Here is a 25424-nt window from a genome sequence, read left to right on the forward strand (position 1 = left end):
GTAGGTAACTATACAATTCTCTCTAACAAATCCCCCACTTTTTCTGCCATGACACGAGGTGGATAAGGCATCCCATTCTTTAACCACCATTCCACTACTCCAACGTAAGCATTTGCTACAAATTGAACAATTACATCTTCATTTTGACCATAATTTTTTCCTTTTGTTATGTCCACATCTTTCTTGAACTCTTCGATATTAAACTTAAGGAACTGACTACGAAAATATGGAGCTCCTTCACTCGCCAGCATCGTCGAAAAGAATAAATAATTACTCTTAAAGTATTCCATACAGTGTACAGTCGATTCAATATAATCCATTTCAGTTGCCGACTCACAAAAATTACTCATGTTGTTTATATGTTCTTCCATGATCTTATCTAACAGATCAAATTTATCCAAGTAATGAAGATAGATGGTTCCCCGGTTCACATTCGCCCTGTCGGCAATATCCTGAATGGTTATGTCATCAAAACTTTTTTCAGACATCAATTCGATCAGAGCCTTTTTAATGGCTTCCTGGCTTTTGGTTATTCTTCTATCTACTTTTGGCAATGTTTGGTCACCAGACTTTCCTAAAGATAATCAACAATTTTTATTGGTTTGTTGAGTAATCAACGAATTGCGTTGATTTAACCATTGAGAGCATCGTATTTCTATTTAATAATTATAAACAGATGTTGATTAATCAATCAATGATGCTTTTCTTTTTTGAACGAAGTCAATGTACACCATGATAGTCACAAAAGAATTATTTTCAAATCAAAAATAAGAAAGGGTGTTATTTTTAAAATGAAAAAAAAATCTATTATCACACGTGTACTCACAGTGATAGCACTGGGCTTGCTTTTATCCGCAACCATCGTTGCATCCAAGACCGGCGCTAGTGATGCATACACGCCGGACATGTCCAATGGAGCAGACAACTTTTACAAAAGCAACAAGGTAACCATGAAGAAGGTTGAGTTTAAAAATCAATACAACATGAAAGTTGCAGGGAATCTTTTTATTCCTAAAGGTTTGAAGAAGAACACCAAAAATCCTGCGATCATTGTCGGGCATCCTATGGGCGCAGTAAAAGAACAAAGTGCGAATCTGTATGCCACTAAAATGGCTGAACGGGGATTCGTTACTTTGTCCTTGGATTTGTCTTTCTGGGGAGAAAGTGAGGGTCACCCTCGCAACGCTGTTTCCCCGGATATCTATGCCGAGGATTTCAGTGCTGCGGTGGATTTCCTGGGCACCCGGCCGTTTGTTGACAGGGATCGGATTGGTGTTCTCGGGATTTGTGGCAGCGGGAGCTTTGCCATCAGCGCAGCCAAGATCGACCCGCGCATGAAAGCCATTGCGACAGTCAGTATGTACGACATGGGTGCCGCCAATCGTAACGGGCTTAAACACTCACAGACTCTCGAGCAGAGAAAGAAAATTCTCGAAGAGGCAGCGGAACAACGCTATGTGGAGTTCACAGGCGGTAAAACCAAATACACCAGTGGGACAGTACATGAACTAAATGAAAACTCTACCGCCATTGAACGTGAGTTTTATGACTTCTACCGCACTCCAAGAGGTGAATACACTCCAAAGGGCTCGTCACCTGAACTCACGACACACCCGACGCTGACGAGTAACGTCAAGTTCATGAATTTCTACCCGTTCGAAGACATAGAGACGATTTCTCCTCGTCCAATGCTTTTCATTACAGGTGAAAACGCTCATTCCAGAGAGTTCAGCGAAGACGCCTACAAGCTGGCGGGCGAACCGAAGGAACTCTACATTGTTCCGGGCGCAGGTCATGTGGATCTGTACGACCGGGTGAATTTAATCCCTTTTGACAAGCTCGAGTCCTTCTTCAAAGAAAATCTAAAGAAAAAATAAGGCTTGTGTTGAAGATCGTAGAGAGCTTTGCGTGCCAATGGTAATTTGAGTGAAACCACTGTGTGAATCCTGCCTATCTTGTCGGGATTCACACTTTTTTGTCTGAATTGAATTCCATACGCAATGTAGATTTGAAGGATGTTGTTAATCATTACCATATGCTGGAGTTTTTTATGCTTTAACGAATAGAAAAGAAGTCAGTATGAAAGTAATTCCCTTACCATCTAAAGATAACGATATTCAACTTGGATTACTGGTCAGATAGAAACCAAGTCACGATGAATTTACGGGACAATAAAACGAAATTATGAGGAGGAAAACGGGATAAAAAAACGATTATTTCATTTATTTGCATTACTGCTAGTTCTGATACAAAGGACATGTCTCAACAAGAAGAGAATGCCTCTGGTGCAAAATCTGGGGAAATGGTCGTAAAAGCTTTCAATTTAAAATGCCTCATCGTTTTGAGGTATTTAATACTAAAAGTAAGTTAATGGTAATGTTTGTATATTTAACTTATATGCAAATACACTAGGGGGATTTTAATGAAAAAGAACGTTCAACGGATACTGTTATCACTCATGGTATCCTCAATATTATTAACAGCTTGCAATAACAGGACCAATGAAGAAAACACAAGCAGCGAAGAAAATTTGACTACCCATCAAAGCAGCAAACAAGGAGTGACAGCTGATGAATCAAACAACGGGGATAGCCAAGATTCTACACTTGATAATGAAGGGTCAGATGCTATGGAAGATATAAGAATAAAATTAACATTTAACAACCAAGAAGTCATTGTCAACATGGATGATAATCCAACAAGTAAGGATTTTTTATCATTACTCCCACTTACATTAACATTTGAAGATTATGCAGGAACGGAAAAAATTAGTTATCCATCAGATAAATTATCTACTGAAGAGGCACCATCAGGAATTGACCCTGCAGTTGGAGACTTCACTTATTATGCTCCATGGGGGAATTTAGCTATATATTATAAGGATTTTGGCTATTCAAATGGGCTTATTAAACTAGGGGAAATTGAATCTGGCATAGAAAAGCTTGAAAATCTTAACGGCGATTTTACAGTGGAAATTGAAAAAATGGATTAAATGTAGTGCTGCTATTCATTTCAAGACTTCAATTCAATTCTCTTCAAAGCAAACTGTATTCCTTGTTGATTAGTTCTGAAATGATTTTCGAAAGATAGAGGTGAGTGAAGTTGAAAAAAATTTTAGCGGTATTTTTCTGGCAATACTTATAATTGAGGGCTGTTCTGAGAATGAACAACAAACTACAGTTTATGAACGTAAAAATTATTTAGATGAGCTAAAAAATCAAAGATACGAAGTACTAGCTTAAAACCTTGAGGATTCCTTGGTCTATATCTATATCATCTTCAATCAGTACAAAACTTGGGCACCCTCTGTAATCGATTATTATGATGGTAAATTGTACGTGACAGAAAGTGCACTATCTGGTCGTGTTCCTTCGGCTGGAGATTTCGATTATTATGCCCCTTGGATTGACGTAACTATATTTTATGAAGATTGGCGTTATTCAGAGGGGCTTATTAAACTAGGAATGATCGAATCTGGAGTAGAGAAATTTCTAGATATCAACAGTGATTTTACAGTTGCAATTTAAAAAGCTGACTATTTGATAAAGGAAAATAGCTCCTTTAATAACTCACCTTTACGCAGCTAGAAAATGACACTTTCCTGAAAGAAGGGAATCTATTTTATGACTAAACGGAATAACTTACTTATATTTATATTAACCACCGGTGTTTTCGGAATTATTAATACTGAAATGGGAGTTATTGGAATCTTGCCTTCCATTGCTGATCACTTTCATGTCAGTGTATCAAAAGCAGGATTGCTGGTGAGTCTTTTTGCCCTTGCTGTTGCTGTATCTGGTCCAACTATGCCGTTATTATTTTCGGGGATGAATCGGAAGACGGTTATGTTACTTGTACTAGGTGTTTTCGTTTTGGGGAATGTTGTATCCATATTTACAACTAACTTTACCCTTGCCTTAATTGCTCGTGTAGTTCCAGCCTTTTTTCATCCCATTTACTGTTCATTGGCATTTACAGTAGCTGCAGCCTCAGTTAGCAAGGAAGAAGCTCCAAAAGCTGTTTCTAAAGTATTTATTGGGGTATCTGCGGGAATGGTCATTGGTGTGCCAGTCGTAAGTTTTATTGCTAATGTCGTTTCGATTGAAATGGCGATGGCATTCTTTGCTATTGTTAATGCTATTGTATTCATTGCTACATTGATTTTTGTACCATCTATGCCTGTTGAGGAAAGACTTTCTTACGGAGTGCAATTATCCGTATTAAAAAAATCAATTACATGGCTTTCCATTGTGGCTGTCATTTTATTAAACTCAGCCGTCTTTGGAGTTTATAGTTATTTAGCTGAATATTTGAAAACTGTAACAAATATGTCTTCGAACACTATTAGTTTAATGTTACTTATTTACGGAGGAGCCAATATTATTGGAAACATTGCGGCAGGAAAGTTACTCACTAAAAATGCTAACTATTCTGTAGTGATTTTCCCTTTTGCATTGGGAGCCGTTTACATCATATTATTCTTATTTGGACAGTTCACCATACCTATGGCTATCATTACGTTAATTTGGGGAATTATAGCTGGTATAGGGGGTAATATCAATCAATACTGGATCACGTCTTCTGCCCCCGAAGCTCCTGATTTCGCTAATGGAATATTTTTAACAGCAGTTAATTTGGGTACAACGATTGGTGCTGCAGCAGGTGGATTATTTATATCAGAGATGGGTACACAATACATCGTATTAGTGGGATTCTTATCGTTAATATTGAGTTTGGTATTTATTTTACTTAGAAATTATAAGTATAGTCCTACAAAACAACTTTCTAGATAAGGAATCATTTCAATTTCTTTGAGATTTTCCTGTTCATTATTGATTTATGATCTCTGTCCTATTTTCTTTTAGTACGAATTGCTACAAATAACGGGTATTTGTTTCTTTGCAACAATCGGGCCATTTAATGGAGTAACACTTCTTATGAGATGGATATTTAAATTGTATGAGATTGTGAGGAAATGTAATTAAACTAACTGGAGTTGAAAAAGAAACGTGTTAAAAATAAAAAAACATACAAGGTGCTTATAATTTAACTAGTGTGTTGATCCAAGGAGGATTAATGACTTTTTTGCTGAAATACAGTTTAAATTTCTATAATGGTTCAAACTGCTAATATGTGACTTTAACTTGTTAAGATTACATGCTACGGTTCCTTTATCACGCAACCATACAGTTGCTTATGCTTGACAAGCAACCGTGGAGTTGCCTATACTCGATATATGAATTGGGACAAAGACGCTATATTCAAAGCACTTGGCGACTCGACTCGGCGGCTTATAATAGACGAACTTTCCGACCGCAACGAGCAGACGTTGTATGAACTCACGGTACGTCTTATTACGAAGCACGACCTTTCCATTACGCGACAGGCGATAGCTAAACATCTTTCTGTACTGGAAGATGCAGGGCTCGCAAAATCAAAAAGAAAGGGAAAATATCGAGTAGTTATATTTAACAACGAACCACTTAAAAATTTGCTGAAAGGATGGATAGAGTAATTTATTTAAAAACTTCTGACGAATGTAGGTTTTTTCTGCTTGGAACCAGATTGTTTGCAGAGCACCAACATGGTAAATATCAAAGGAGGCAAAACATTATGAAAATCATTGTTACCAGTTTATTCGTACAAGACCAAGACAAGGCACTGGAATTTTATTCAGAAAAGCTGGGATTTCTAAAAAAGCATGACGTTCCCATGGGGAAATTCAGATGGATTACGCTTGTTTCTCCCGATGATCAAGACGGTACCGAGCTTTTACTCGAACCGAATGAACATCCTGCCGCAAAGGAGTATCAAAAGAAGATATCTGCCGAGGGCATCCCAGCAACAATGTTTGGCGTTGCGGATATTCGCAAAGAGTACGAACGATTAATGGAAAAAGGCGTGAAGTTTACTATGGAACCGACAAAAATGGGCGAAGTCACAATAGCTGTCTTCGACGATACATGCGGCAACCTAATTCAGATCGTGCAGAAGTAACTTCATGACGAAGCAACGTAGTTCTTATCGACTTTATTGGTAAGTTTTAAGTTCAGTGAAGTGTTTTTTATCAAAAAATAAACAACTTTATGTTAACCCTGTCCTAATTTTAGGACGGGGTTATACCTTTTTAAGGGTTATTATTTCCGGATTGATAAATGTAGTTTTAGTCTTTGTAGACGGTAGTATCCTTCGTGGAATAGTTAGTCTCTTATTTTTTACTATTGTCCTTTACTATGGTTTACGAAAGAAAGTTTGGGCAGAATTAATCGTAAAATGTATGGTATGGATACATATAGTTTTATTGATAGGGTTTGTGGCGTTAAATAATGCAGGTGTCAACTTCAGAGGCAATACATTTACAGCAGCACATTTGTATCATTTGACTAATGACACTAATGTGCTGCTTATTTTGGCTGCAAAAAAAAGCAGCATTTTTCTTCTTCGAACGGTACAGGTTATGTAAAAAAGTATAGTATTTTGACACTTCCTAATACTAACTTTAAGGGAGGAAGAAGGATGCCTAACATAGAAATTCAAAAATGCCTTAAAGAAAATATCATAAATATAAAGAATACTTTTCACGATACATCAGACATTATCGTAAGAAATATAAAAGTGGGCTTCAAAGGTCCTTTAGAAATAGATATTGTCTATCTGGACGGAATTATTGATTTAGATCTTATTCAGGAATATGTGGTCAAGCCTTTATTAGAACCATTCAAGACAGTAGGTTTTAAGGAATCAATAATTGATCAAATAATTGAAAGAATAATTGAATCGGCAGATGTGAAAACCACTACTAAGTATAAAGAATTGATCGATGCTATCGTACAAGGAAATACCGTTTTACTGATTAACGGGTATCAAAAAGGAATAATTATACCATCTCCTAAGTGGGCGGAAAGAAGCATCGAAGCATCAATAGGGGAACGTTCAGCAAGAGGTCCGCAAATTGGATTAACAGAAAAAATGAAAACAAATATTAATTTGATAAGAGGTTCATTAAGAACTCCCGATTTTTGTGTAGAAACAGTAGAATTTGGCTCTCTTTCACCAACATCTGTTTCTATATTATATATAGAAGGTATTGTTGATAAAGGAATATTAAAAGAAGTTAAAAAGAGGCTAAAAAGTCTTACCATAAAGTATGTCCTTAGTGAAAGAGTATTGGAGGATGTGTTAGAAGGAAAACCAAGGTCTTTTTTTCCTCGAGTAAGACATTCAGAACGAATTGACGGGGTAGTATCTTCCTTATTTGAAGGAAGAGTGGTAGTTATTGTTGATGGGAACCCTTTCGCCATCATAGCCCCTGCTTTATTTATTGATTTTATGCATGCCCCTGATGAATATCACATATCAATGGGCAGGTTTACTAACCGAATCATGCGCTTGATTGCCTTTATATTAGGAGTATATCTACCTGGCGTTTATATTGCGATAGCAAATTTTCATAAAGATGATTTGCCAAACAAAATATCAAAAGCAATCATTTCTAAGGAGGAGCTCTTACCAACCTTTTGGGAAATTTTCATTCTTATATTTTTGATAAGAATGTTAGTAGATGTTGCGTTTCGTCTTCCGAAAAGTGGGGTAATTTTGGTATCTTTAATTGGAACAATCGTAATTGGTGAAACAGCGGTTACTGCAAAATTAATCCACCCAGTAAGTCTAATCGTTATAGGGATAACATCTCTTTCTAGTTTCTTAGGGGCTAATAGAGGACTAGTGGGAGCTGATACCACTTTAAGAATGCTTTTTTTGATTATTGCTAATTTTTGGGGGTTTAACGGTATAATCATTGCTACAACAATTCTAATCATTTATATGGTGAGTCTAAATTCAGTAGGTGTTCCCTATCTTTCACCTTTAATTCCATTTAAAATGCAGGAATTGAAAGATACATTTTATAGAGAAGATTTACAGAAACTTATTAATAGCAAGCATTCTTATACCGAAGATAATGATTAATATTTGCTCGTACATTATTAGCGGACCTTTATTGATGTTGACTTTTCCTTTGCGGATTGGAAATGATTCTAAGTTCTCAGGATATAGAAGATAAACTCATCCGAATAGTGAGTTTTATTCAGGGGCTTCAATCCAAGAAGATATGCAAATGAATTTGAGTTATGGTATTACTTTGGTGGATACTTTAAAGGTTCTGGAACTTTATATGATTTTTCAAAAAATGATTTATACACCGATATTGAGGAAGCTTTAAAAATGTTACTTATATAATTAATTTGTTCTTGTTCTATTCAACAATCGGGGCGATTGCTTAATAAAGTATCGCCTCTTCTTATTGAAGTAAAGGCAGGTTAGTTGAACAAAGGATGTTATTATAAAATTTATTATTTTACTTTTTTACGCCGGAGGTACATAACTTGGAGATTAGAAAAGCAAGTAAAGAAGATTTAAAGCAGGTATCAAGGGTATATGTTGATAGTTGGAGAACTACTTATCGTGGTCTAGTACCAGACGATTATCTGAAAGAATTATCATACGAAGAGGCAGAAAAAAGATGGATTGATTTTTCAGATAACGAAAATGAACCTTTTATTTATGTTGCAATTAATGATGAAGGGAAAATTATAGGTTTTGCATCAGGTAAAAGCATTGATGAGAAGAATTTTGATGGAGAATTATATTCACTATATCTCTTACAGGAATGTAGAGGGTTAGGTGTAGGAAGGCAGCTTGTTTCAGCTATTGCCAAGCATTTTAAAGAAAAAGGTATTTATTCTATGATGGTTTGGGTAATGAAACAGAATAAATCTGGACTTGGTTTTTACGAACGTATGGGAGGAATAGAATATATTCATAGGATTAGTACGTTTGGTGGAACCAAAGTAGAGGATGTTGCGTATGGCTGGAAAGACATCTCAGTAATATGTTTTGAATAAGAGCAACAAAGATTTAAACGTTGTTTATCTTGTTGAACTATTTGGTGCGTCAGTTAAAGAAGAATTGTGAGTTGAACAATTTTAGGACTGAGGCCATATGGCAGTTATTCTATTAAAGGGGGCTTATCTGGATAGATAAGCTTTTTTATTTGGGCTTGTATAAATATCAGACATTTGAAATAATTGTTATTATTTCCTTTGGAGGATATGCTAATGGCACTAATAACAGGCAAAGTAATGTTGATTTCTGTATTTCTATTAATCATAACCATCATTGAAACACTGGCTTATTCAACGAGAATATCTGGTGCTAGAGTGAAGCTTATAGCAACAGCTCTATCTTTATTTAGTACGATGGTTATCCTTTCGAGATTTTCTACAATGATCCAGCAGCCTCTTACGGCCAAACTGATTGCTGAGGCACCGGATGCAAACAAATTGAATTTTATTGAAGGACAATATCGCTTGCTTATTGGTGTAACATCTATAGGTGTATTAATAGGAATACTTTTATTCCCCACGTTTATTTCAATATTCTCCAGAGCCATTATTCAATTGTCAAATGAAAGAGGTTCGATTGTGTCTCTTGTAGTGAAAAACTTAAACATCACTGGGATAAAAAAAGTTATTAAGTGTATAAGGCTCCCTAGAATTTCTTACCTAAGTGGAATTACTTTAAGGACAATTCCAAAGCGTCTATTTTGTATAAATGTCATTATCTCAGCCGTATTTACAATTGGTGTGCTTTCCTCAATCTATGCTTCAATGCTGGTGCCGAAAGATTACGCACAGGCAGCATTAATGTCTTCGGGTATTATTAACGGAATTGCCACCATTCTCTTAACATTGTTCATAGATCCAAAAGCATCGGTTCTAGCGGACAGGGTTGTTAAGAAAGAGAGTAAATATATCTTCTTAAAAAGTTATTCATTAACTATGATTAGTTCGAAATTTGTAGGGACGATAGTTGCACAGGTTATTTTTATCCCTGCGGCATATTATGTAGCGTGGTTTTCTGAGTGGATATAAGAAATGGCTATTAAACTACCGGAGGCGATAGCAGCAAAATGTGCGATCGCTCTTTTCATTGGAGTTTGGGACAGAATAGCAGAATAATAAGTCCTTTTAAACAAGATTAGGTTTAATAGAGGAGGATTTTGTATGCGATGTTTTTGTGAGCACAAGGAAACATATAATTTAAAAGTTGAAGGTGAAGTTGATACAGATCCTATTTGGTGTAATCAATGCGGCTGTAACTTTGATATAGAGGAAGCTCCCATCTCAAATGGATTAAAAGATGAGCTTGTCAGATGGATAATGATGTACGGTGATTGGATTAACTGGGATAAAGATACTTTGCGTCCCAATGGAATAGGGTTGGAAAATATTCATAATAAATTAGGCGAACACCTTACAGAAAAAGTGAAGAAAGAACTGGGTACTAAATACAAAGTGACTTTTTCTCCTTCTACGACAGCCAGGTTGTATGCTGGATTAGATTTCTAATGAGATAACCCCGTAGTATTCAAGGATCGGTATTAAACAATCGGGGGCGATTGCTTAACAAAGTGTCGCCTCTTCTTATTAAAGTAAAGGGCAGTTTAAGGGAATAAGTCTTATCTTATTATTGGATAAAATGTATAATAAAGTAAGAGATGATCCAATTGAGGTTTCATTTGCCCTTCAAGCAAAAAAATTCTTTTAAAGAAAAAGATCGGTAACATGCAATCATCTGATTTTAGAAGAATACTAGCACTTTATAAAAAACTAAACCCATAAATGTAATAGCCCTTGATGAAAGAGAACCATATGGGGTTCAAATGAACGTTTTTCAGCCAATTAAGCCCGGGATGAATTTACCGGACCCTCATCAAAACTGGGGTATAAGTACTAAAAATGTAAAAGCGATGGATTTTAGTGACAAAGAGACAATGCTTGGAGAAATCCATTTATACGGTAAGTTCCAGGGAGTCAATCCGTCAGAGATGAAAAGAGGGGGGGAATAGATGGAGGAGTTAAGAATCGGAAGCCGTCTAAGGAAGGCAAGAGAAAGGAAAAACCTTAGCCAATTAGAAGTATAATCAAGGAGAGGGAAAATCAAATGAACCCTTTGTTATTAGATATTCCTTTACAATTAGAAACAGAAAGGCTAATTCTGCGAGCACCACTTCAAACTGGAGACGGAGAAATTGTGAACCAAGCAATTAGAGATTCCTTTTATGAATTAAAAGCGTGGTTGTCACTTTTCCAAGAACTTCCTACTGTTGAAGAAACAGAGATCATGTTAAGGAATGCTCATATAAATTTTTTAAAAAGAGAAAGTTTTCGTTTTCTTATCTTTGATAAAGGTGGCGGCAAGGACTTTATTGGAACTACGAGCCTTCATGGGATTGACTGGGACATTCCAAAATGTGAAATGGGATACTGGATTAATACAAAATATAGCGGTAATGGATATATGACGGAAGCAGTAAAGGAGTTAGCTAACTTCGGATTAAATCACCTCGCATTTAAGAGAATTGAAATAAGATGTGAATCAAGAAACTTTAAAAGTCGCTTTATACCGGAAAAACTTGGTTTTATATTTGAAGGTACTTTAAGGAAGGAGGATCTATCCGCAGATGGCAGCAAGCTGACTGACACTTGTATTTATTCCAAAATAAATTAACATTGCTTAAATTAAAGGCAGCTAAAAAGAATTATCTCAATTCAAGTCTTCAAGAAAAGGGCGCGATTGTTAAATAAAACTTTATTTTACCCCTATCCAAAACAGGACGGGGGTATTATGGTACGCCAAAGGTTAAAATTTTAATTTGGGAAAAGGGAATGGAATTGCCAAAGGCAAGTGAAGAAGTAGAGAAATACTTTGGATTTGAATAGAATAGAATTTGTCTTTTGTTATTCAACTAAAGGGTGCTTTTCTTTAATAAGATATTAATAGAAGATCTTCAACAATCGGGGGCTTTAATTAAATAAGTGTCACAAAAATAGAAAAAGCCTTCCGTTAGGATGGCTTTTATGCTGTCCAATGCTCAAAAGAAGATATCCCAAGAATAACCCCCTCCTCCCCTGCTTGAAGTGGTATGTTATTCCATTAAAGGGCAGTTAAATGGAGCAAGCGGATTCTGAAGTTCTTCTACATAAGGGCCATATTCTTGAATAAAAGAAGAAAATATTATATAGTCGCAAATTATTAATAAGTGTGATTTTTACTTATTTTTAATACACTTAGAAAAAATTGTTTAACGTGCGTATAATTTTGACCTTCTAAATCGTTATACAGAATGAATAAAAAAGAAGGAGGCTATTATGACTATTTCACGTGATCAAAAGCTTTCAATTTATGATAAATCTCGAGAGCTTAAAACAGAGTTTAACCAGTTAGTTGATGAATTTACAGAAGGTTTGTGGAAGTATTGTCGTTATTTAACTGGTTCACCTTGGGATGGAGAAGATTTGTATCAAGAAACGATGGTAAAGGCGTTTGGTAGCATATATCAACGATGGCATCCAACAAACCCAAAACCGTATCTATACAGAATAGCGACTAATACATGGATTGATCACTGTCGTAAAGAAAAAAGAGTAATTGGTAGTTTAGAGGTAGAAGAAGTTCCAGCAGAAGAAATTCCCGATGGTTTAGATGTAGAAGAAGCTCTTAATCATCTAATAACCCTTTTTACTCCTAGACAATCTGCTGTCTTTCTACTCATGGAAGTATTCTCCTTTACAGCTAAAGAAGTGGCCGGTATTGTTCGGACAACTCCAGGTGCTGTTTATGCAACTTTACAACGCATGAGGAAAAAATTGAATAACCAACCACCTAAAATAAATTCAAAGTCTAATTCTACATCAAAATCAATAAATAGTGAGCATCCTATTATTGAAAAATACTTAAATGCATTGAATAATGGAGATCTTGAAGGGGTACTGTCTATATTTAGTGACGATGCTTATAATGAAGCTTCATTAGGTTTCCAAGAGTTTTCTAAGGATGAAATGCGGTCAGGCTCTATGCAGTTCGGTTTACCTGGTTTCCGAGCTGAAAAGTACAAACTTTGGGGAAAAAATGTCATTGTTTTATTTTATGATGGAGAACAAGGTGCAGAAGTTCACGATATCCAGTATCAAGAAATTGAAAATGGGAAAATTGTTCATCATCGTAGTTATTATTTTAGGAAGGAATTTATGTTTGCTTCCTCTGAAGAGTTAGGTTACCCGGTACAAATCGATAAACCTGTTGTTGATTGGAAATAGGAAAGGCAGCAGTGATATTCCTCCTCCAGCTATTGAAAGAAATGTGAAAGACAAAAGGATTTTTGTATACCAAACTCATAGTTGGGAATCGTTTCTACCTTTGTAGGTTGAAGATCTACCTTTGTAATATATTGAAGGAAAAAATCAGCTGTTTAATAGCAGCTGATTTTTTATTGCATAAAACATACGATACTGCCCCTATTGATCTTTAAGGTTTAAAGCGGTATGTGCATCCTGCAGTCTCACATTTAATTGGTCACCTAAATGATTAGGGTGATAATATCCATTGGCAGTCATAAAATCTGTTATCTTGGCATGTGTATCCACTGCATTTCTTAATTGCTCGCGAAGAGCTGATTTCAGTTCAGGTGTAGCTGTTTCTGTAATAGCAAATGCGAGATTTCTGACAGCAGATTTAGATGAAATCAGAAAATCCGAGGCGATTGCCCGTTCTGTTAATCCTCCCATTCCAGCCATATTTTGCAGGAGATTAGTCATTGTGAGTCTCCTCCCGGTTTGTAATAAAGGTCTGTAGTTGCTTCAGACCTTGACTTCCTGATTCTAAATCACCAGAAAGAATTGTTTTAAGATCTCCATCAGGAAGCAATTTGCACATAGTTACAGCTTTTGTTAAACATACTGTTTTAAATGCAATTAACTCGAGTATCTCCAGTGTTTCATGAAGTCCTAAATATTTTGTCAAGAGTATCGCTCCAATCTTTAAAAACTTCTCTTATCTTGCTTCAGTCTGGAGATACACATCCCACCCAAAATATCCCAATAACCAGTAGTTATTGAATAATATACACATATTAAGGGATTTTAACTTTAGGAGGTGAAGTCATGGAGAAGAAAAGCTTGGCTTATCATGAAACAATGGAAACACATGAGGTATTAAACCTGCAAACTGTATGCTTATTGAAATCAAAGCTTATGCAGGGCCTTTGTTTCGATAAAGATTTAAAAGCACTGATGGAAAAAAATGTTCAACAGTCAATTGCAGCGATAAATGAACTTAAAGAATTTTATAAAGGGGCAAGAACCAATTATATAGAATGAGGTGAAAAAAATGGAAATGGATTATTTGGATCCCCAAGGAGCTGAACATATGCCAGAAATGGCAGATTCGGGCATTGCATTGGAGTTTCTTCTTTCAGTTAAAACGGGCATTCATACATATGCCATTGCGTTAACTGAAACAGCGAGCCCGGAGTTAAGAGAGGCATTATACAGGCAAATGGAACTATCTATTGATTTACACACCGAGATATCTGAATTGATGATAAGCAAGGGCTGGTTATATCCGAAAGATGTTGGCAAGCAAGTTGAGTTGGATCTTAAATCTGCCGACAATGCTTTAATGATTGCCGGGATGAACTTATTCCCGAATGATACGGATAGACTTGGAATGTTCGCAACGCCTAATAAATAAGGGAGGTTAGAGAAAAATGAAAGCTGTCACGTACCAGGGGAATAAAAATGTCCAGGTTAAAGAAGTAAAAGACCCAAAAATTAAAAATGGCGATGATATCATTGTAAAAATAACAACTTCTGCTATATGCGGATCCGATTTGCATTTGATTCATCAAATGATTCCCAATATGCCAACTGATTACGTAATAGGCCATGAACCGATGGGGGTAGTCGAAGAAGTAGGACCGGAAGTAACAAAATTGAAAAAAGGGGATCGGGTAATTATTCCTTTTAATGTAAGCTGCGGGCATTGCTGGTACTGTAACCATGACTTAACCAGCCAATGTGATAATTCAAACCCTCATGGTGAAATGGGCGGCTTCTTTGGATATTCAGAAACAACCGGTGGATTTGCTGGCGGACAAGCTGAATATATGCGTGTTCCATATGGAAACTTTACTCCATTCAAATTACCGGATAACTGCGAAGTAGAAGATGAAAAGTTAGTGTTACTTGCAGATGCAGCCTCAACAGCTTATTGGAGTGTAGATCACTCTGGTGTCAAAGCTGGTGATACTGTCATCGTTTTAGGATGTGGTCCAGTAGGTCTCCTTGCTCAAAAATTTGCCTGGTTTAAAGGTGCTGAGCGTGTTATTGCGGTCGATTACCTCAAATACCGGCTTGAGCATGCGAAACGGACCAATAAAGTGGAGACTGTAAATTTTGAAGAACATGAAAACGTTGGCGAATATTTAAGAGAGATAACACAAGGTGGAGCAGATATAGTTATTGATTGTTCAGGTATGAGCGGCAAGATGACGCCTCTTGAATATCTTGCATCCGGAATGAAGCTTCATGGCGGTGCAATGGGCGGGCTTGTCATTGCATCACAGGCTGTACGCAAAGCTGGGACCATCCAAATTACCGGTGTTTATGGGGGACGTTATAATGGTTTCCCGTTAGGAGACATTTTCCAAAGAAATGTTGACATTAAAACGGGTCAGGCCCCAGTTATTCCGTATATGCCTTTTCTTTACAATCTTATATCTGAAGGAAAGGTTGATATTGGTGATGTAATTACACATGTACTTCCATTAGACCAGGCAAAGCATGGATACGAAGTTTTTGACACAAGGACCGATAATTGTATAAAAGTCATTCTAAAACCTTAAATTGAATAAATCTAAGATGAATTCCTATATATTCTTTTGGAAATGGAGGTTGTTATTTTGAATAACAAGAACTCATTAGGGATAGCAGTTTTTGGCATACTATTAACAACTATCTACACCGCAATACTTGCATCACAACTAATGGCCACAAAAACATAAGGTTGAGTACCTTTATTTCAAAAATAAATTTACAGAAAGATAAAACAATCATTTAAGGCGGTGATCATCCATCGTCTTTTTTGTTGAATCAATGATTTCTTAATTACCGATAATCATTATGGTTAAAGGTATTGTTGGATAATAATTTTATAGTTCTGATCTTCAGCAATCGGACGCATTACACAAATAGTGGATCGTGTCCTTTATTCAACAATCGGGGGCGATTACTTAACAAAAAGTACGAGGAAGAATTCGACACGATATTGATTTACTTGTAGTTCGAACTAAAGATCAGAAGCTTCCTGATGTTAAGATTGAACTTGAAGAAAAGTACTTAGAGGTTAGGCTCACAAAAGAAGAAGTGATAGGAATCATTGTCAGCTTGAATTTGAAAAATAAGAAGAATCAATACGTTACTGTAAATAAGTTTCGAGAGCTATTAGAAAAGTACAAGTACAAAGTTGGAATAAAAAGAAAAACTGAAAATTATATAAAGACTACTTACTACATCATTTCAGAAAGATAAATTAGGAGGAACCAACATGGATGATATTGTGGTCAATGATTACATTGAAGTAATGCTGTTAAGAGACATGAAGCTAAGTCGAAAATCAATGCTATCCAAAGTCAATTTAATACTAAAATCACATAACACTTAGGAGTCAGTTATGGATTTACCAAAAATGATAGCTACTAAAAAGTTTTGATTGATCGAAAAATTACGCCCCTCTCCATTTTGAAAAAAACGTTTAAGTTTACATTAATAACAAGTGGAGTGTACGGTTTTCTACAGGTACCAATTGACCCATTCGAGTTGAAAATAATTTGTAAAGTTTGTAAATTATTTACAAGTAGAAATCCTGATTAAAGGACATAATTTCATCATCAAAAAAATAGTTTCTGTGCAAGCTGAGATCAGCCGAAATACTGGCAACAAAAAGAACATTATAAAAAATAGCAGAGGATTAAGGTTAGATTCTTAATCCTTGTGAATATGCTTCTAAAAAGCAGATCTTCTTATGGCTATTGCAAGTAAGAGCTATTTTCGTTACACTTATTTTTATCAAATCGTAATAATTACGCTTTAAATAATAGGAGTGATTTTTAATGTATGAATGGATCATTATTGGAGGAGGAGTACAGGGGGTTACAATGGCCACTTTTCTTCTGCAAAGCAAAAAAACAACACCTTGTAAAATACGAATTATAGATCCGCACGCTAAGCCGCTGGAAAACTGGGAACGTTGCACAAAAGCGATTTCAATGCCATATTTGAGATCTCCATCCGTTCATCATATTGAGATAAATCCATTTGGGCTTGAACGATTTTCCAAACAGAATCATGGCGAAACTTTTTATGGACGTTTTAAAAGACCATCATTAAGTCTTTTTAAGCAGCATTGTGATCATCTGTTTCATGAATTAAATATGAGAGAATGCTGGATAAAGGGTCGGGTTATAGAGGTTCAGAAGACTGGGGTTAAATGGGAAATTGTCAATGATGACGGAAATAAGTTAGCCACAAAGAATGTGGTGATTGCAATTGGTATTGGAGAACAGCCTTATTGGCCTGAATGGGCACTAAAGTTAAAAGATCAAACGCAGACCATTCATCATATTTTTGAGGATAATTTTAATTTTGAATCTTTATTAGGGCCTATCGTAGTTATTGGTGGTGGGATGACAGCTGCACATCTCGTGAATAAATTGGCAAGCATTTTCCCTGGTGAAGTAACAATGGTGAAAAGGCATCCATTCAGAGTAAAGCTGTTTGATAGCGATCCAGGATGGCTTGGCCCTAAAAAGCAGGCTTCATTTAGAAATAATCCAGATTATTCAAGCCGGCGCAGGAGAATTATTGAAGCCAGACACCGAGGTTCCATAACTCAAGATCTTCATATGAAACTTCACCATTTGAAGAGACGGGGGCAACTTGACTGGTTAGATGAGGAAATTAATACATTTAAGCAAGTTGAAAACGGCACAATACTGATTACTAAAGAGGGTAAAGAGATCTTAGCTAGATCAATTATTCTAGCGACTGGTTTTAAGCCTACACTCCCAGGAAGAGAATGGATTTCCCCACTGATGAAAAGGGAAAAGCTAAAATGTGCAGAATGCGGATATCCAATTGTAACAGAGCGTCTTGAATGGGCTGAAGGCTTGTACGTAACCGGAGCATTAGCTGAACTTCAGATTGGACCCATTGCTAGAAATATTTCCGGTGCAAGACAAGCTGCTGAACAAATCGTATCATCAATTTAACTTAATCAAAACCATTTCATTGATAGATAAAAAAAAGAAAGAAATTTTGGTTTTACTTTACAATTTAGAATTTATATCATATATTTAAATCGTAATGATTACGATTTAAGGAGAGAGCTTCTTGACCAAAAAAATTCCTGTAACAGTATTAAGCGGATATTTAGGTGCCGGCAAAACAACCATATTAAATCATATCCTTCAAAATCAAGAAGGGCTAAGAGTTGCTGTTATCGTTAATGATATGAGCGAAATCAATATAGATGCAGAAACGATAAAGCAAGGGGGAGGGTTAAAGAGAACAGAAGAAAAGTTAGTTGAGATGTCAAACGGTTGTATTTGTTGCACGCTGCGTGAAGATCTGCTTGTCGAAGTAGAAAAACTTGTACTCGAAGGAAATATCGACTACATCGTAATCGAATCAACTGGTATTAGCGAGCCAGTTCCTGTGGCTCAAACCTTTTCATATATCGACGAGGAGCTGGGGATCGACCTTACTCGTTTTTGCATGCTGGATACAATGGTTACGGTCGTTGATGCAAATCGGTTTTGGCATGATTTCAAATCAGGTGATAGTCTGCTTGATCGAAAAGAAGCATTAAGTGATGAAGATGATAGAGTAATTGCTGACTTATTATTGGATCAGATTGAATTTTGTGATGTTCTCATCATAAACAAGTGCGATCTCGTAACGGAGGAAGCATTACATAAACTCGAACAGGTATTAAGAAAGCTTCAGCCCGGGGCACGGTTCATTCGAACAGAAAAGGGTCAAGTCAAGCCTACAGAAATTCTTCAGACCGGTCTTTTTGACTTCGAAAAAGCCAGTGAATCTGCTGGGTGGATTAAAGAGTTAACAACCGGGCATAAAGACCATCAGCCGGAAACAGAAGAATACGGCATAACATCGTTTGTCTATAAACGGAGACTGCCTTTTCACAGTGACCGTTTTTATCAATTGATGCATTCTCTTTCAGGAAATGTGGTCAGGGTCAAAGGAATAGCCTGGTGTGCTACAAGAAATCAACTTGCCCTTTCTGTCTCACAAGCAGGACCTTCTATTATTATCGAGCCCGTGTCTTATTGGGTAGCAACTTTGCCCGTACTTGAACGGGATGCACTATTGAAAGAGAACCCTCATATACAGGCAGAATGGGATCCAGAGTTTGGAGATCGAATGACACAGCTTGTCTTTATTGGGGTGGATATGAACGAACGTGATGTTGTGAAGCTATTGGATAAATGTTTACTTACAAATGATGAATTTGATTCCGACTGGAACAAACTTGAGGATCCATTTGAATGGGAGATACCTACTTCGAAATAATAACCCTATTTTTGTTTTTTTTATATTAACTTTTTTAAATTCATTTTAAGAATTGAAAGAAGGTTTATTTTGAATAAAGATGTAAAATTTATATTTGAGCTGGATTTTTGGGAAGTGAAAAATCTACGTTATTCTTGTCATAGCCTTAACAAGATATACATGAATTGGATTTTAGGAAAGTAAAAGGTTATAATCGAAATCGTAATGATTCTTATTTGAATGGATTGACTTTATGTTTAAGAGGTGACAGTGATGAACGATAAGCTAATGAATATCTTAACACGCAGCATTATTGCACGGCTGCCTGCTAAGAAAAAAAACCTATATCAATACATTGAAAGTTTGGAAGATAGACTGGCTTCACAATGTGAGACAAAGGAGCAATTTCTAAACCTGCTTATCCAAAGGTCTCCATTCCAGCAGGCGGCTAATCATTTTTGTATGACAGTGGATGAAACATATAGATTGATGAAGCAGATTGAAAATGAAATAAACCGTGAACTGGATAAAAGAATAGACCAACATAAATGGATCGACTATACAGAGAAAGTGATTAAAAATCAGGAGAAGACAAAACAAAAGATGAAATATTTTCTGTTTGTAACTTGAGTATTATGCACACGTAGAACTTTGATTAAAGATTCAGGTTTCATAACAGAGTGCATTTGAAATGGTTATTACGATTTATTCTATTTTAATTATGAAAGAAAGGATGAGAGCAGTGGCCAAAAAGTCGAAGGTTGCAAAAGAGAAAAAACGTCAGGCATTAGTTGAGAAGTATAGAGAATTACGTATTGAGCTGAAAGAAAAAGGAGATTTTGAAGCTCTTAGAAAACTGCCTCGAGACTCATCGCCAACACGTTTAAAAAACAGATGTGAAGTAACTGGAAGACCAAGAGGATACCTAAGAAAATTTAAACTTTCCAGAATTGCTTTTAGAGAATATGCTCATAAAGGTCAGATTCCAGGAGTGAAAAAAGCAAGCTGGTAAGTAACTTTCTATATAATATTAGATAGTAAAAAATATGAGTTGAAAAGAACCCTTCGGATATCAGGAGGGTTTTTTTACGATTAATTCTGAATTCCAATAATAGCGAAGAATGTATAATCTGCACATATTTTGCATTATTTTGTAAATTAACTGAAATGTAAATTCAACATTGCTGTTACTTAATGATGTTAATATTAAGAATAGCAAGTTAGTAATATGGAGGTAAAGAATGAAAAAATTAATCGCATCTTTTATCTTAACCGGTGCTTTATTAAGCAGTCCTACCTAGAACTGTAGCTGATATTTATAAGCAGGGAGTTAAAGTTTCATCACCTCAGGTAGGTGATTTAGTATTCTTTGAGACATATAAGCCAGGGGCCTCTCATGCAGGTATATATTTAGGGAATAATCAATTCATTGTTCTTCTTCTAAAGGTGTAAGTATTAGCTCTATGAATAATAGTTATTGGTCTGAGAGATATTTAGGGGCTGAAAAATATTAAGGCGGGATTTAGATTTATCCAAATTGAATAATATATCAGGAAGTAATTTCCGATTTATGTAAATGTAAACTATCAATTGATGGTTTGCATTTTTTGTGTCTAATCTTAAACAGTGTGTTGACCATCTCCTTGGTATTTAATATATATTACTAGTTAAATTCAAAGTTTCCTTATTAACAAAGGACCGATTATCTTTCCAGCTAAGAATACCTCCTTCTATTAATATTTTCTAAAACTCTCTCATATAGTTTGGTGAAGGAGGTTGTCCATGAAAGAACTTAAAAATCACAGTATATCTTTCGTTTTTGGCGGAGTAATTACTATAATACTTATTTTCTTTTTTATAGGATTTTTAGTTAACTCAGAGGTGAAATATAAAACTGGATTTATTCAGAGTGTAATGGAAGGATTGGAATCCGAAGATATTTATACTCATTTTTTAAGAGCTGAAAATCATTACTTTTATCAGCCCCAGGAAAATGAGAAGGATTTGTTTTCAATGAGCCATATCTCAAAGGTTCTTTTTAAATTAGGAACAAATGTAGTACCAGAAGATGCTAGAACATTCCTAGGAAGAGAATTACCTGGACTTACTCTCTATGACACAAAAATTGTAATTGCCGGTGAAGGGACAAACTTGGCTACTCTACCATTTGAATCCTCTCCTCCAACTGAAGTTTTATTAAAGGAAAGAGAGATAGTAGAGGAAAAATTAAAAGGGAGAGAAGAAGATAAAATTCCATCTGAAGAACCTAAAAAAGTAAATGACAAGAATAATCCCGTATATATCTATCAAACTCACAGCTGGGAATCCTTCCTTCCCTTATTAAAAAACGCAAAGGTTCCAAATGATGCAATTAGTAATGATCAAAGGGTGAATGTTATTGCTCTGGGAAGCCGACTATCGAATAAACTGATGGAAGAAGGTATTGCTGTCAAACACGATCAAACAAATATGACTAAAGAACTGCTTAAAAGAAAATGGAGCACGACAAAATCTTATAAGTTGTCTGGGGCCATTATTCAAGCAAGCGCGAATGAGTCTCAGGATTCAGAATACTACATTGACATACACCGTGATTCAGCTAGAAAGAAAATGACTACTAAAACGATTAATGGAAAAGAATATGCAAAGTTATATTTTGTTGTAGGTGAAGCAAATAAAAATTATGAGAAAAACTTGAAATTTGTAGAGAAAATTCATAATGAAATTGAAAAACGGTATCCAGGTTTAAGTCGAGGTGTTTTTCTAAAAGCCAAAAGTATGGGCAACGGTGAATACAATCAAGGTATTTCTGATAAAGCTATTCTTATTGAAATAGGCGGAGTAGACAATGATTTCGATGAATTGGATCGAAGTGTTGATATTTTCTCAGAAGTCTTTTCAGATATCTATTGGCAAGAACGTCAAGCTAAAGAGGTGAACGGAGATGGTTAAAAAGCTTACTACATCTGTTAAATGGCTAATATTCACCTTTCTTTCCACAATTATTAGTATCACAGGTATAGGTGTTTCTTCAATAACCATTTCATGTTTTGTTACTGGCCTATTCTTTTCAGTAGCTTATTTATACAAAGAAGAGTTATCCAGAAAAATTTAAAGAGGTTAGATGGTGTTATCAAAACAAATACCTAACTTAAAAAGACCAATTTAGGTCTTTTTTAGTTGCGTTTAATCCGTTTAAGAAGTATTCACAAAACGTACTAGGATATATAGATTTGCAAGAAAAAAACGGATAGAATTAGTAACAAATACAACTCTACTAATAGCTCAACACATATTGAGGTGACATCTTTTCCAAGAAGAATTAATTCGGATTTTTGAAAACCACTCCTCTATAGCAATTATAATAAGTATCCTTATAAATATTATGGTTTCAATTGCAGGTGTAGTGCCGAGCGTGTTTGTTACAGCTGCTAACCTTATTTTTTTTGGTTTTTGGCAAGGAACAATCATATCTTTTATTGGTGAAACAATAGGTGCTTTAATTGCCTTTTATTTATATCGTAAAGGATTTAAACGTATATCTCATGAAATGCTAAAAGGGCATCCCAGAGTTAACTCACTCATGCATCTTGACGGAAAAGATGCATTTTTACTTATCCTATCATTACGAATTATGCCTTTTATTCCATCGGGAATTGTTACCTTTTTTTCAGCGATTGGCAGTGTTTCTATATTGGTTTTTTTCCTTGGGAGCACTATAGGTAAATTACCAGCGATGCTTATGGAGTCCTATGCTGTTTATCAAGTCACAACTGTAAGTGTGCAAGGAAAAATAATCCTGAGTTTAGCTGCTTGTTATGGGATTTTTATTTGCTATAAAAAGATAAAGAAAAAGAAGTGAGGACCTATAAAAAGAAGAGAACCCTCTGTTAAAGAAGGTCCCACATTAAGAAAGTTGATCGATACATCTAATTAAACGTGCCATAAAAACAAGCACCTGAATGAATAAACAGGTGCTTTTGAAGTTGCAAGTATTTATTACGCAGCCATTCTCCGGCATTCTTCAGCACATTTATAACAAGCTTCGGCACATTTTTGACAATGATCATGGTCGTGTTTCTTACACTCATTCCCACATGCTTCACAAATCTCTGCACACAATTGGCATATTTGTTGAGCAAATTCGCTGTTTCTCATCATAGCTTGAGCTGCAAATGAACAAATATCGGCACATTCTCGATCAAGGCGAATGCACTCTTTCATCATGTTTACATCTTCTTCTGATAAGCATTTGTCGAAACAAACATTACAAGCCTCAACACATTCCAAACAGGCTTTAATACATTCATAATGGTTCTGCATGTTAACATCTCCTTTTAATTTGCTTACGCCTTCTATATTTCCCATTCAAAGAGATATAAAACTTAAAAGTGGTCCTAATGAAAAACTCCATTAATTCTGCACAATTACAATTCATAATAAGCTAATGAATGAAATTGAAAGGAAGGGGGATTCTTTGAATTCAATTCTATTAATTGGAGAAGAAACATATAATCAAAAACACTTATTACCGATGCTTGTAAAGAAAGGGTTTCGTGTTAAACAAACACTGGATTTAATTGAAACAACCGAGCTTCTTCATGAAGATGCCATAGACCTTATTTTATTAGATGTAAAAGAGCAATCTCAATGTGGAACAGAATTTAGGGCCATAAAATAAGATCGATTTCAAATGTCCCGTCCTTTTTAATATCTTCTAATATGAATAAAAATAATATCTTGAATGCATGTCACTCAGGAGTAGATGATTTTATTAGCAAACCATATGATATTGAAATACAATTGGCTAGAATAAACACGAAAACGATGAGCTCGAGCTCATAACTTTTCAACAAATTTATCTTGAAATAGAAGAAGATAAGTTAGATGATATGGCATTGAAAAGCTAAGAAAAGACTTCAATTTGGCATAAGATTAACGTCTAATGAGGAGTTTGTCTACATATATTGTACAAACTTCTTTTTAGGAGGAATTGACCTTGTCTATTTCTTTAGTGATTTTAATAACAACAGTCATTTGCACATTTTTCCTAACTTTTGTCTATATTAATAAACACAGCAAGGAAATTAGCGCTATGACCGGTATGATGGCTGCAATGTCTATGGGGATGCTGATTGGATTGCTGGGTGGAACAATAGTCGGTATATACTTTGCTGAAAATCTTTATCTATCTACCATTATTGGTTTAGGTATGGGAATGATTGCTGGAGCCATTATTGGGCTTCCTTTATCTTTCTTGGCAAGTATTGAAGGAATGCTATCCGGACTAATGGGCGGTATGATGGGAGCTATGTTAGGAGCAATGATTTCCATCGTAAATATTGATTCAATTATCAAGATCCTTTTTCTAATTGAAATTGTTTTCAATATTATTATTTTATACTTAATAGTAAATGAAACCCGAGATCGAAAAGATTGGTTCTTTGTGAAGGGGTTGAAAAATCCAATGATCTCAGGTATTGCGCTTATGTCGTTTTTTTTTCTGTTTAATACGACTGGCACTATTACTATTTCAAATACATTAGGTAATCATTCTTCTCATGAGAATCATAACGTTGAAAATCAGACTGTAAAAAATAAAGAAATAAATGTTATTCAAATCGATGCAAAAGATTATAAATATAATCCTGTAGAGTTTAAAATAAAGAACGAGCAGCAAGTTACAATTAATTTTAAGAATACCGGCGCAGTTGAACATGATATACAAATTGATGGATTGGAAGCAGAGATCATTAATATGGAAAGTCATCGACACGGGGCAGAAGGAATACATATTCATGCTATGCCTGGAGAACAATCATCTATTACTTTCAAAGCACTTAAAACGGGTGTTTTTGAATATTATTGTACGTTACCAGGTCATAAAGAGTCAGGTATGATAGGAAGCATGAGTGTCTTTTAGAGACAATAACGTATGTTAAGAATGTAATA

Annotated in this window: 30 protein-coding genes and 1 pseudogene; 27 read left to right on the forward strand and 4 right to left on the reverse strand. The window is 35.5% G+C overall.

All coding sequences use genetic code 11. From position 1 onward, the window contains the following. Positions 1-8: 8 nt before the first annotated feature. Complete coding sequence (locus K8L98_RS25915; protein ID WP_243551181.1) at positions 9-554, reverse strand: TetR/AcrR family transcriptional regulator; 546 nt, start codon at positions 552-554, stop codon at positions 9-11. Positions 555-791: 237 nt separating this feature from the next. Between K8L98_RS25915 and K8L98_RS25920 the strand changes: the two genes are divergently transcribed. From K8L98_RS25920 to K8L98_RS25985, 15 genes are all read left to right on the forward strand, one after another. After that, positions 792-1877 (forward strand): alpha/beta hydrolase, encoded by a 1086-nt coding sequence (locus tag K8L98_RS25920; protein WP_243551183.1) that lies wholly within the window; start codon positions 792-794, stop codon positions 1875-1877. Positions 1878-2422: 545 nt separating this feature from the next. Beyond that, positions 2423-2992 carry a cyclophilin-like fold protein gene (locus tag K8L98_RS25925; RefSeq protein ID WP_243551185.1) on the forward strand — a complete coding sequence of 190 codons (570 nt, stop codon included), beginning with the start codon at positions 2423-2425 and terminating at the stop codon, positions 2990-2992. A 100-nt stretch (positions 2993-3092) separates the two neighbouring features. Further along, positions 3093-3242 (forward strand): hypothetical protein, encoded by a 150-nt coding sequence (locus tag K8L98_RS25930; RefSeq protein ID WP_243551187.1) that lies wholly within the window; start codon positions 3093-3095, stop codon positions 3240-3242. Positions 3243-3338: 96 nt separating this feature from the next. Next, the gene (locus K8L98_RS25935; protein ID WP_243551189.1) at positions 3339-3527 is read left to right on the forward strand and encodes a cyclophilin-like fold protein; all 189 of its coding nucleotides are present in this window, start codon (positions 3339-3341) and stop codon (positions 3525-3527) included. 96 nt (positions 3528-3623) lie between these two features. Continuing rightward, positions 3624-4793, forward strand: a complete 1170-nt coding sequence (locus K8L98_RS25940) for an MFS transporter (RefSeq protein WP_243551191.1) — start codon at positions 3624-3626, stop codon at positions 4791-4793. A 443-nt stretch (positions 4794-5236) separates the two neighbouring features. Further along, the gene (locus tag K8L98_RS25945) at positions 5237-5515 is read left to right on the forward strand and encodes an ArsR/SmtB family transcription factor (RefSeq protein ID WP_243551651.1); all 279 of its coding nucleotides are present in this window, start codon (positions 5237-5239) and stop codon (positions 5513-5515) included. A gap of 98 nt (positions 5516-5613) precedes the next feature. Continuing rightward, positions 5614-5997, forward strand: a complete 384-nt coding sequence (locus K8L98_RS25950; RefSeq protein WP_154318603.1) for a VOC family protein — start codon at positions 5614-5616, stop codon at positions 5995-5997. A gap of 519 nt (positions 5998-6516) precedes the next feature. Then, on the forward strand, positions 6517-7968 hold the full coding sequence (locus tag K8L98_RS25955) for a spore germination protein (protein WP_243551193.1): 1452 nt from the start codon (positions 6517-6519) through the stop codon (positions 7966-7968). 416 nt (positions 7969-8384) lie between these two features. Continuing rightward, positions 8385-8903, forward strand: coding sequence for a GNAT family N-acetyltransferase (locus K8L98_RS25960; RefSeq protein WP_243551195.1), 519 nt, complete (start codon positions 8385-8387; stop codon positions 8901-8903). Between the two features lie 155 nt (positions 8904-9058). Continuing rightward, positions 9059-9181, forward strand: coding sequence for a nucleotidyltransferase domain-containing protein (locus K8L98_RS26965; RefSeq protein ID WP_420828890.1), 123 nt, complete (start codon positions 9059-9061; stop codon positions 9179-9181). After that, entirely contained in the window at positions 9141-9932 is a 792-nt protein-coding gene (locus K8L98_RS25965) for a lipid II flippase Amj family protein (protein ID WP_420828891.1), read from the forward strand. Before K8L98_RS26965 ends, K8L98_RS25965 begins: the two co-directional genes overlap by 41 nt. Positions 9933-10064: 132 nt before the next feature. Beyond that, positions 10065-10409, forward strand: a complete 345-nt coding sequence (locus K8L98_RS25970) for a hypothetical protein (RefSeq protein ID WP_243551200.1) — start codon at positions 10065-10067, stop codon at positions 10407-10409. Positions 10410-10723: 314 nt separating this feature from the next. After that, positions 10724-10909 (forward strand): hypothetical protein, encoded by a 186-nt coding sequence (locus K8L98_RS25975; RefSeq protein ID WP_243551202.1) that lies wholly within the window; start codon positions 10724-10726, stop codon positions 10907-10909. Positions 10910-11004: 95 nt separating this feature from the next. Then, positions 11005-11571: a GNAT family N-acetyltransferase gene (locus K8L98_RS25980; RefSeq protein ID WP_243551204.1), complete on the forward strand. Its 567-nt coding sequence runs from the start codon at positions 11005-11007 to the stop codon at positions 11569-11571. 641 nt (positions 11572-12212) lie between these two features. Next, positions 12213-13160 carry a sigma-70 family RNA polymerase sigma factor gene (locus K8L98_RS25985; RefSeq protein ID WP_243551206.1) on the forward strand — a complete coding sequence of 316 codons (948 nt, stop codon included), beginning with the start codon at positions 12213-12215 and terminating at the stop codon, positions 13158-13160. 198 nt (positions 13161-13358) lie between these two features. Here the strand turns inward: K8L98_RS25985 and K8L98_RS25990 are convergent, their stop codons facing one another. Further along, positions 13359-13658: a spore coat protein gene (locus K8L98_RS25990; protein WP_243551208.1), complete on the reverse strand. Its 300-nt coding sequence runs from the start codon at positions 13656-13658 to the stop codon at positions 13359-13361. Then, on the reverse strand, positions 13651-13863 hold the full coding sequence (locus K8L98_RS25995) for a hypothetical protein (protein WP_243551210.1): 213 nt from the start codon (positions 13861-13863) through the stop codon (positions 13651-13653). The genes K8L98_RS25990 and K8L98_RS25995 overlap by 8 nt, the downstream gene beginning before the upstream one ends. Before the next feature lie 140 nt (positions 13864-14003). Here K8L98_RS25995 and K8L98_RS26000 point away from each other — a divergent pair, with 140 nt between their 5' ends. The 10 genes and pseudogenes from K8L98_RS26000 (at position 14004) to K8L98_RS26045 (ending at position 23334) form a co-directional block, all read left to right on the forward strand. Then, a complete protein-coding gene (locus tag K8L98_RS26000; RefSeq protein ID WP_243551212.1) occupies positions 14004-14219 on the forward strand; it encodes a spore coat protein in 216 nt (71 codons plus the stop codon). A 10-nt stretch (positions 14220-14229) separates the two neighbouring features. Beyond that, positions 14230-14592: a spore coat protein gene (locus K8L98_RS26005; RefSeq protein ID WP_243551215.1), complete on the forward strand. Its 363-nt coding sequence runs from the start codon at positions 14230-14232 to the stop codon at positions 14590-14592. 16 nt (positions 14593-14608) lie between these two features. Continuing rightward, entirely contained in the window at positions 14609-15745 is a 1137-nt protein-coding gene (locus K8L98_RS26010; protein ID WP_243551217.1) for a zinc-dependent alcohol dehydrogenase, read from the forward strand. A 1266-nt stretch (positions 15746-17011) separates the two neighbouring features. After that, on the forward strand, positions 17012-18169 hold the full coding sequence (locus K8L98_RS26015; RefSeq protein ID WP_243551219.1) for an FAD/NAD(P)-binding protein: 1158 nt from the start codon (positions 17012-17014) through the stop codon (positions 18167-18169). Positions 18170-18290: 121 nt separating this feature from the next. Further along, positions 18291-19493, forward strand: coding sequence for a GTP-binding protein (locus tag K8L98_RS26020; RefSeq protein ID WP_243551221.1), 1203 nt, complete (start codon positions 18291-18293; stop codon positions 19491-19493). A gap of 252 nt (positions 19494-19745) precedes the next feature. After that, a complete protein-coding gene (locus K8L98_RS26025; protein ID WP_243551223.1) occupies positions 19746-20102 on the forward strand; it encodes a hypothetical protein in 357 nt (118 codons plus the stop codon). A gap of 112 nt (positions 20103-20214) precedes the next feature. Continuing rightward, on the forward strand, positions 20215-20484 hold the full coding sequence (rpsN, locus tag K8L98_RS26030; protein ID WP_252201418.1) for a 30S ribosomal protein S14: 270 nt from the start codon (positions 20215-20217) through the stop codon (positions 20482-20484). Positions 20485-20765: 281 nt separating this feature from the next. Then, positions 20766-20986, forward strand: a pseudogene (locus K8L98_RS26035) (C40 family peptidase); the annotation flags it as partial. 268 nt (positions 20987-21254) lie between these two features. Continuing rightward, positions 21255-22424 (forward strand): stage II sporulation protein P, encoded by a 1170-nt coding sequence (gene spoIIP / locus K8L98_RS26040; protein ID WP_243551225.1) that lies wholly within the window; start codon positions 21255-21257, stop codon positions 22422-22424. Positions 22425-22887: 463 nt separating this feature from the next. Next, positions 22888-23334, forward strand: a complete 447-nt coding sequence (locus K8L98_RS26045) for a TVP38/TMEM64 family protein (protein ID WP_338037052.1) — start codon at positions 22888-22890, stop codon at positions 23332-23334. Between the two features lie 137 nt (positions 23335-23471). Here the strand turns inward: K8L98_RS26045 and K8L98_RS26050 are convergent, their stop codons facing one another. Further along, on the reverse strand, positions 23472-23795 hold the full coding sequence (locus K8L98_RS26050) for a four-helix bundle copper-binding protein (RefSeq protein WP_243551227.1): 324 nt from the start codon (positions 23793-23795) through the stop codon (positions 23472-23474). Between the two features lie 154 nt (positions 23796-23949). Between K8L98_RS26050 and K8L98_RS26055 the strand changes: the two genes are divergently transcribed. Beyond that, positions 23950-24153 carry a PleD family two-component system response regulator gene (locus K8L98_RS26055; RefSeq protein WP_243551229.1) on the forward strand — a complete coding sequence of 68 codons (204 nt, stop codon included), beginning with the start codon at positions 23950-23952 and terminating at the stop codon, positions 24151-24153. 318 nt (positions 24154-24471) lie between these two features. After that, entirely contained in the window at positions 24472-25395 is a 924-nt protein-coding gene (locus tag K8L98_RS26060) for a cupredoxin domain-containing protein (RefSeq protein ID WP_243551231.1), read from the forward strand. Positions 25396-25424 lie beyond the last annotated feature (29 nt).

The sequence above is a fragment of the Metabacillus dongyingensis genome, from assembly GCF_019933155.2.
GTDB classification, from domain to species: Bacteria; Bacillota; Bacilli; order Bacillales; family Bacillaceae; genus Bacillus_P; species Bacillus_P dongyingensis.

Coding starts and splice junctions, on each gene's coding strand:
- spoIIP (WP_243551225.1), top strand. CDS start 21,255: ATGAAAGAACTTAAAAATCACAGTATATCTTTCGTTTTTGGCGGAGTA.
- K8L98_RS25980 (WP_243551204.1), top strand. CDS start 11,005: ATGAACCCTTTGTTATTAGATATTCCTTTACAATTAGAAACAGAAAGG.
- K8L98_RS26050 (WP_243551227.1), bottom strand. CDS start 23,795: ATGCAGAACCATTATGAATGTATTAAAGCCTGTTTGGAATGTGTTGAG.
- K8L98_RS26015 (WP_243551219.1), top strand. CDS start 17,012: ATGTATGAATGGATCATTATTGGAGGAGGAGTACAGGGGGTTACAATG.
- K8L98_RS25985 (WP_243551206.1), top strand. CDS start 12,213: ATGACTATTTCACGTGATCAAAAGCTTTCAATTTATGATAAATCTCGA.
- K8L98_RS25975 (WP_243551202.1), top strand. CDS start 10,724: ATGAACGTTTTTCAGCCAATTAAGCCCGGGATGAATTTACCGGACCCT.
- K8L98_RS25950 (WP_154318603.1), top strand. CDS start 5,614: ATGAAAATCATTGTTACCAGTTTATTCGTACAAGACCAAGACAAGGCA.
- K8L98_RS26005 (WP_243551215.1), top strand. CDS start 14,230: ATGGAAATGGATTATTTGGATCCCCAAGGAGCTGAACATATGCCAGAA.
- K8L98_RS25965 (WP_420828891.1), top strand. CDS start 9,141: ATGTTGATTTCTGTATTTCTATTAATCATAACCATCATTGAAACACTG.
- K8L98_RS25940 (WP_243551191.1), top strand. CDS start 3,624: ATGACTAAACGGAATAACTTACTTATATTTATATTAACCACCGGTGTT.
- K8L98_RS25925 (WP_243551185.1), top strand. CDS start 2,423: ATGAAAAAGAACGTTCAACGGATACTGTTATCACTCATGGTATCCTCA.
- K8L98_RS25945 (WP_243551651.1), top strand. CDS start 5,237: ATGAATTGGGACAAAGACGCTATATTCAAAGCACTTGGCGACTCGACT.
- K8L98_RS25955 (WP_243551193.1), top strand. CDS start 6,517: ATGCCTAACATAGAAATTCAAAAATGCCTTAAAGAAAATATCATAAAT.
- K8L98_RS25920 (WP_243551183.1), top strand. CDS start 792: ATGAAAAAAAAATCTATTATCACACGTGTACTCACAGTGATAGCACTG.
- K8L98_RS26025 (WP_243551223.1), top strand. CDS start 19,746: ATGAACGATAAGCTAATGAATATCTTAACACGCAGCATTATTGCACGG.
- K8L98_RS25970 (WP_243551200.1), top strand. CDS start 10,065: ATGCGATGTTTTTGTGAGCACAAGGAAACATATAATTTAAAAGTTGAA.
- K8L98_RS25990 (WP_243551208.1), bottom strand. CDS start 13,658: ATGACTAATCTCCTGCAAAATATGGCTGGAATGGGAGGATTAACAGAA.
- K8L98_RS26000 (WP_243551212.1), top strand. CDS start 14,004: ATGGAGAAGAAAAGCTTGGCTTATCATGAAACAATGGAAACACATGAG.
- K8L98_RS26010 (WP_243551217.1), top strand. CDS start 14,609: ATGAAAGCTGTCACGTACCAGGGGAATAAAAATGTCCAGGTTAAAGAA.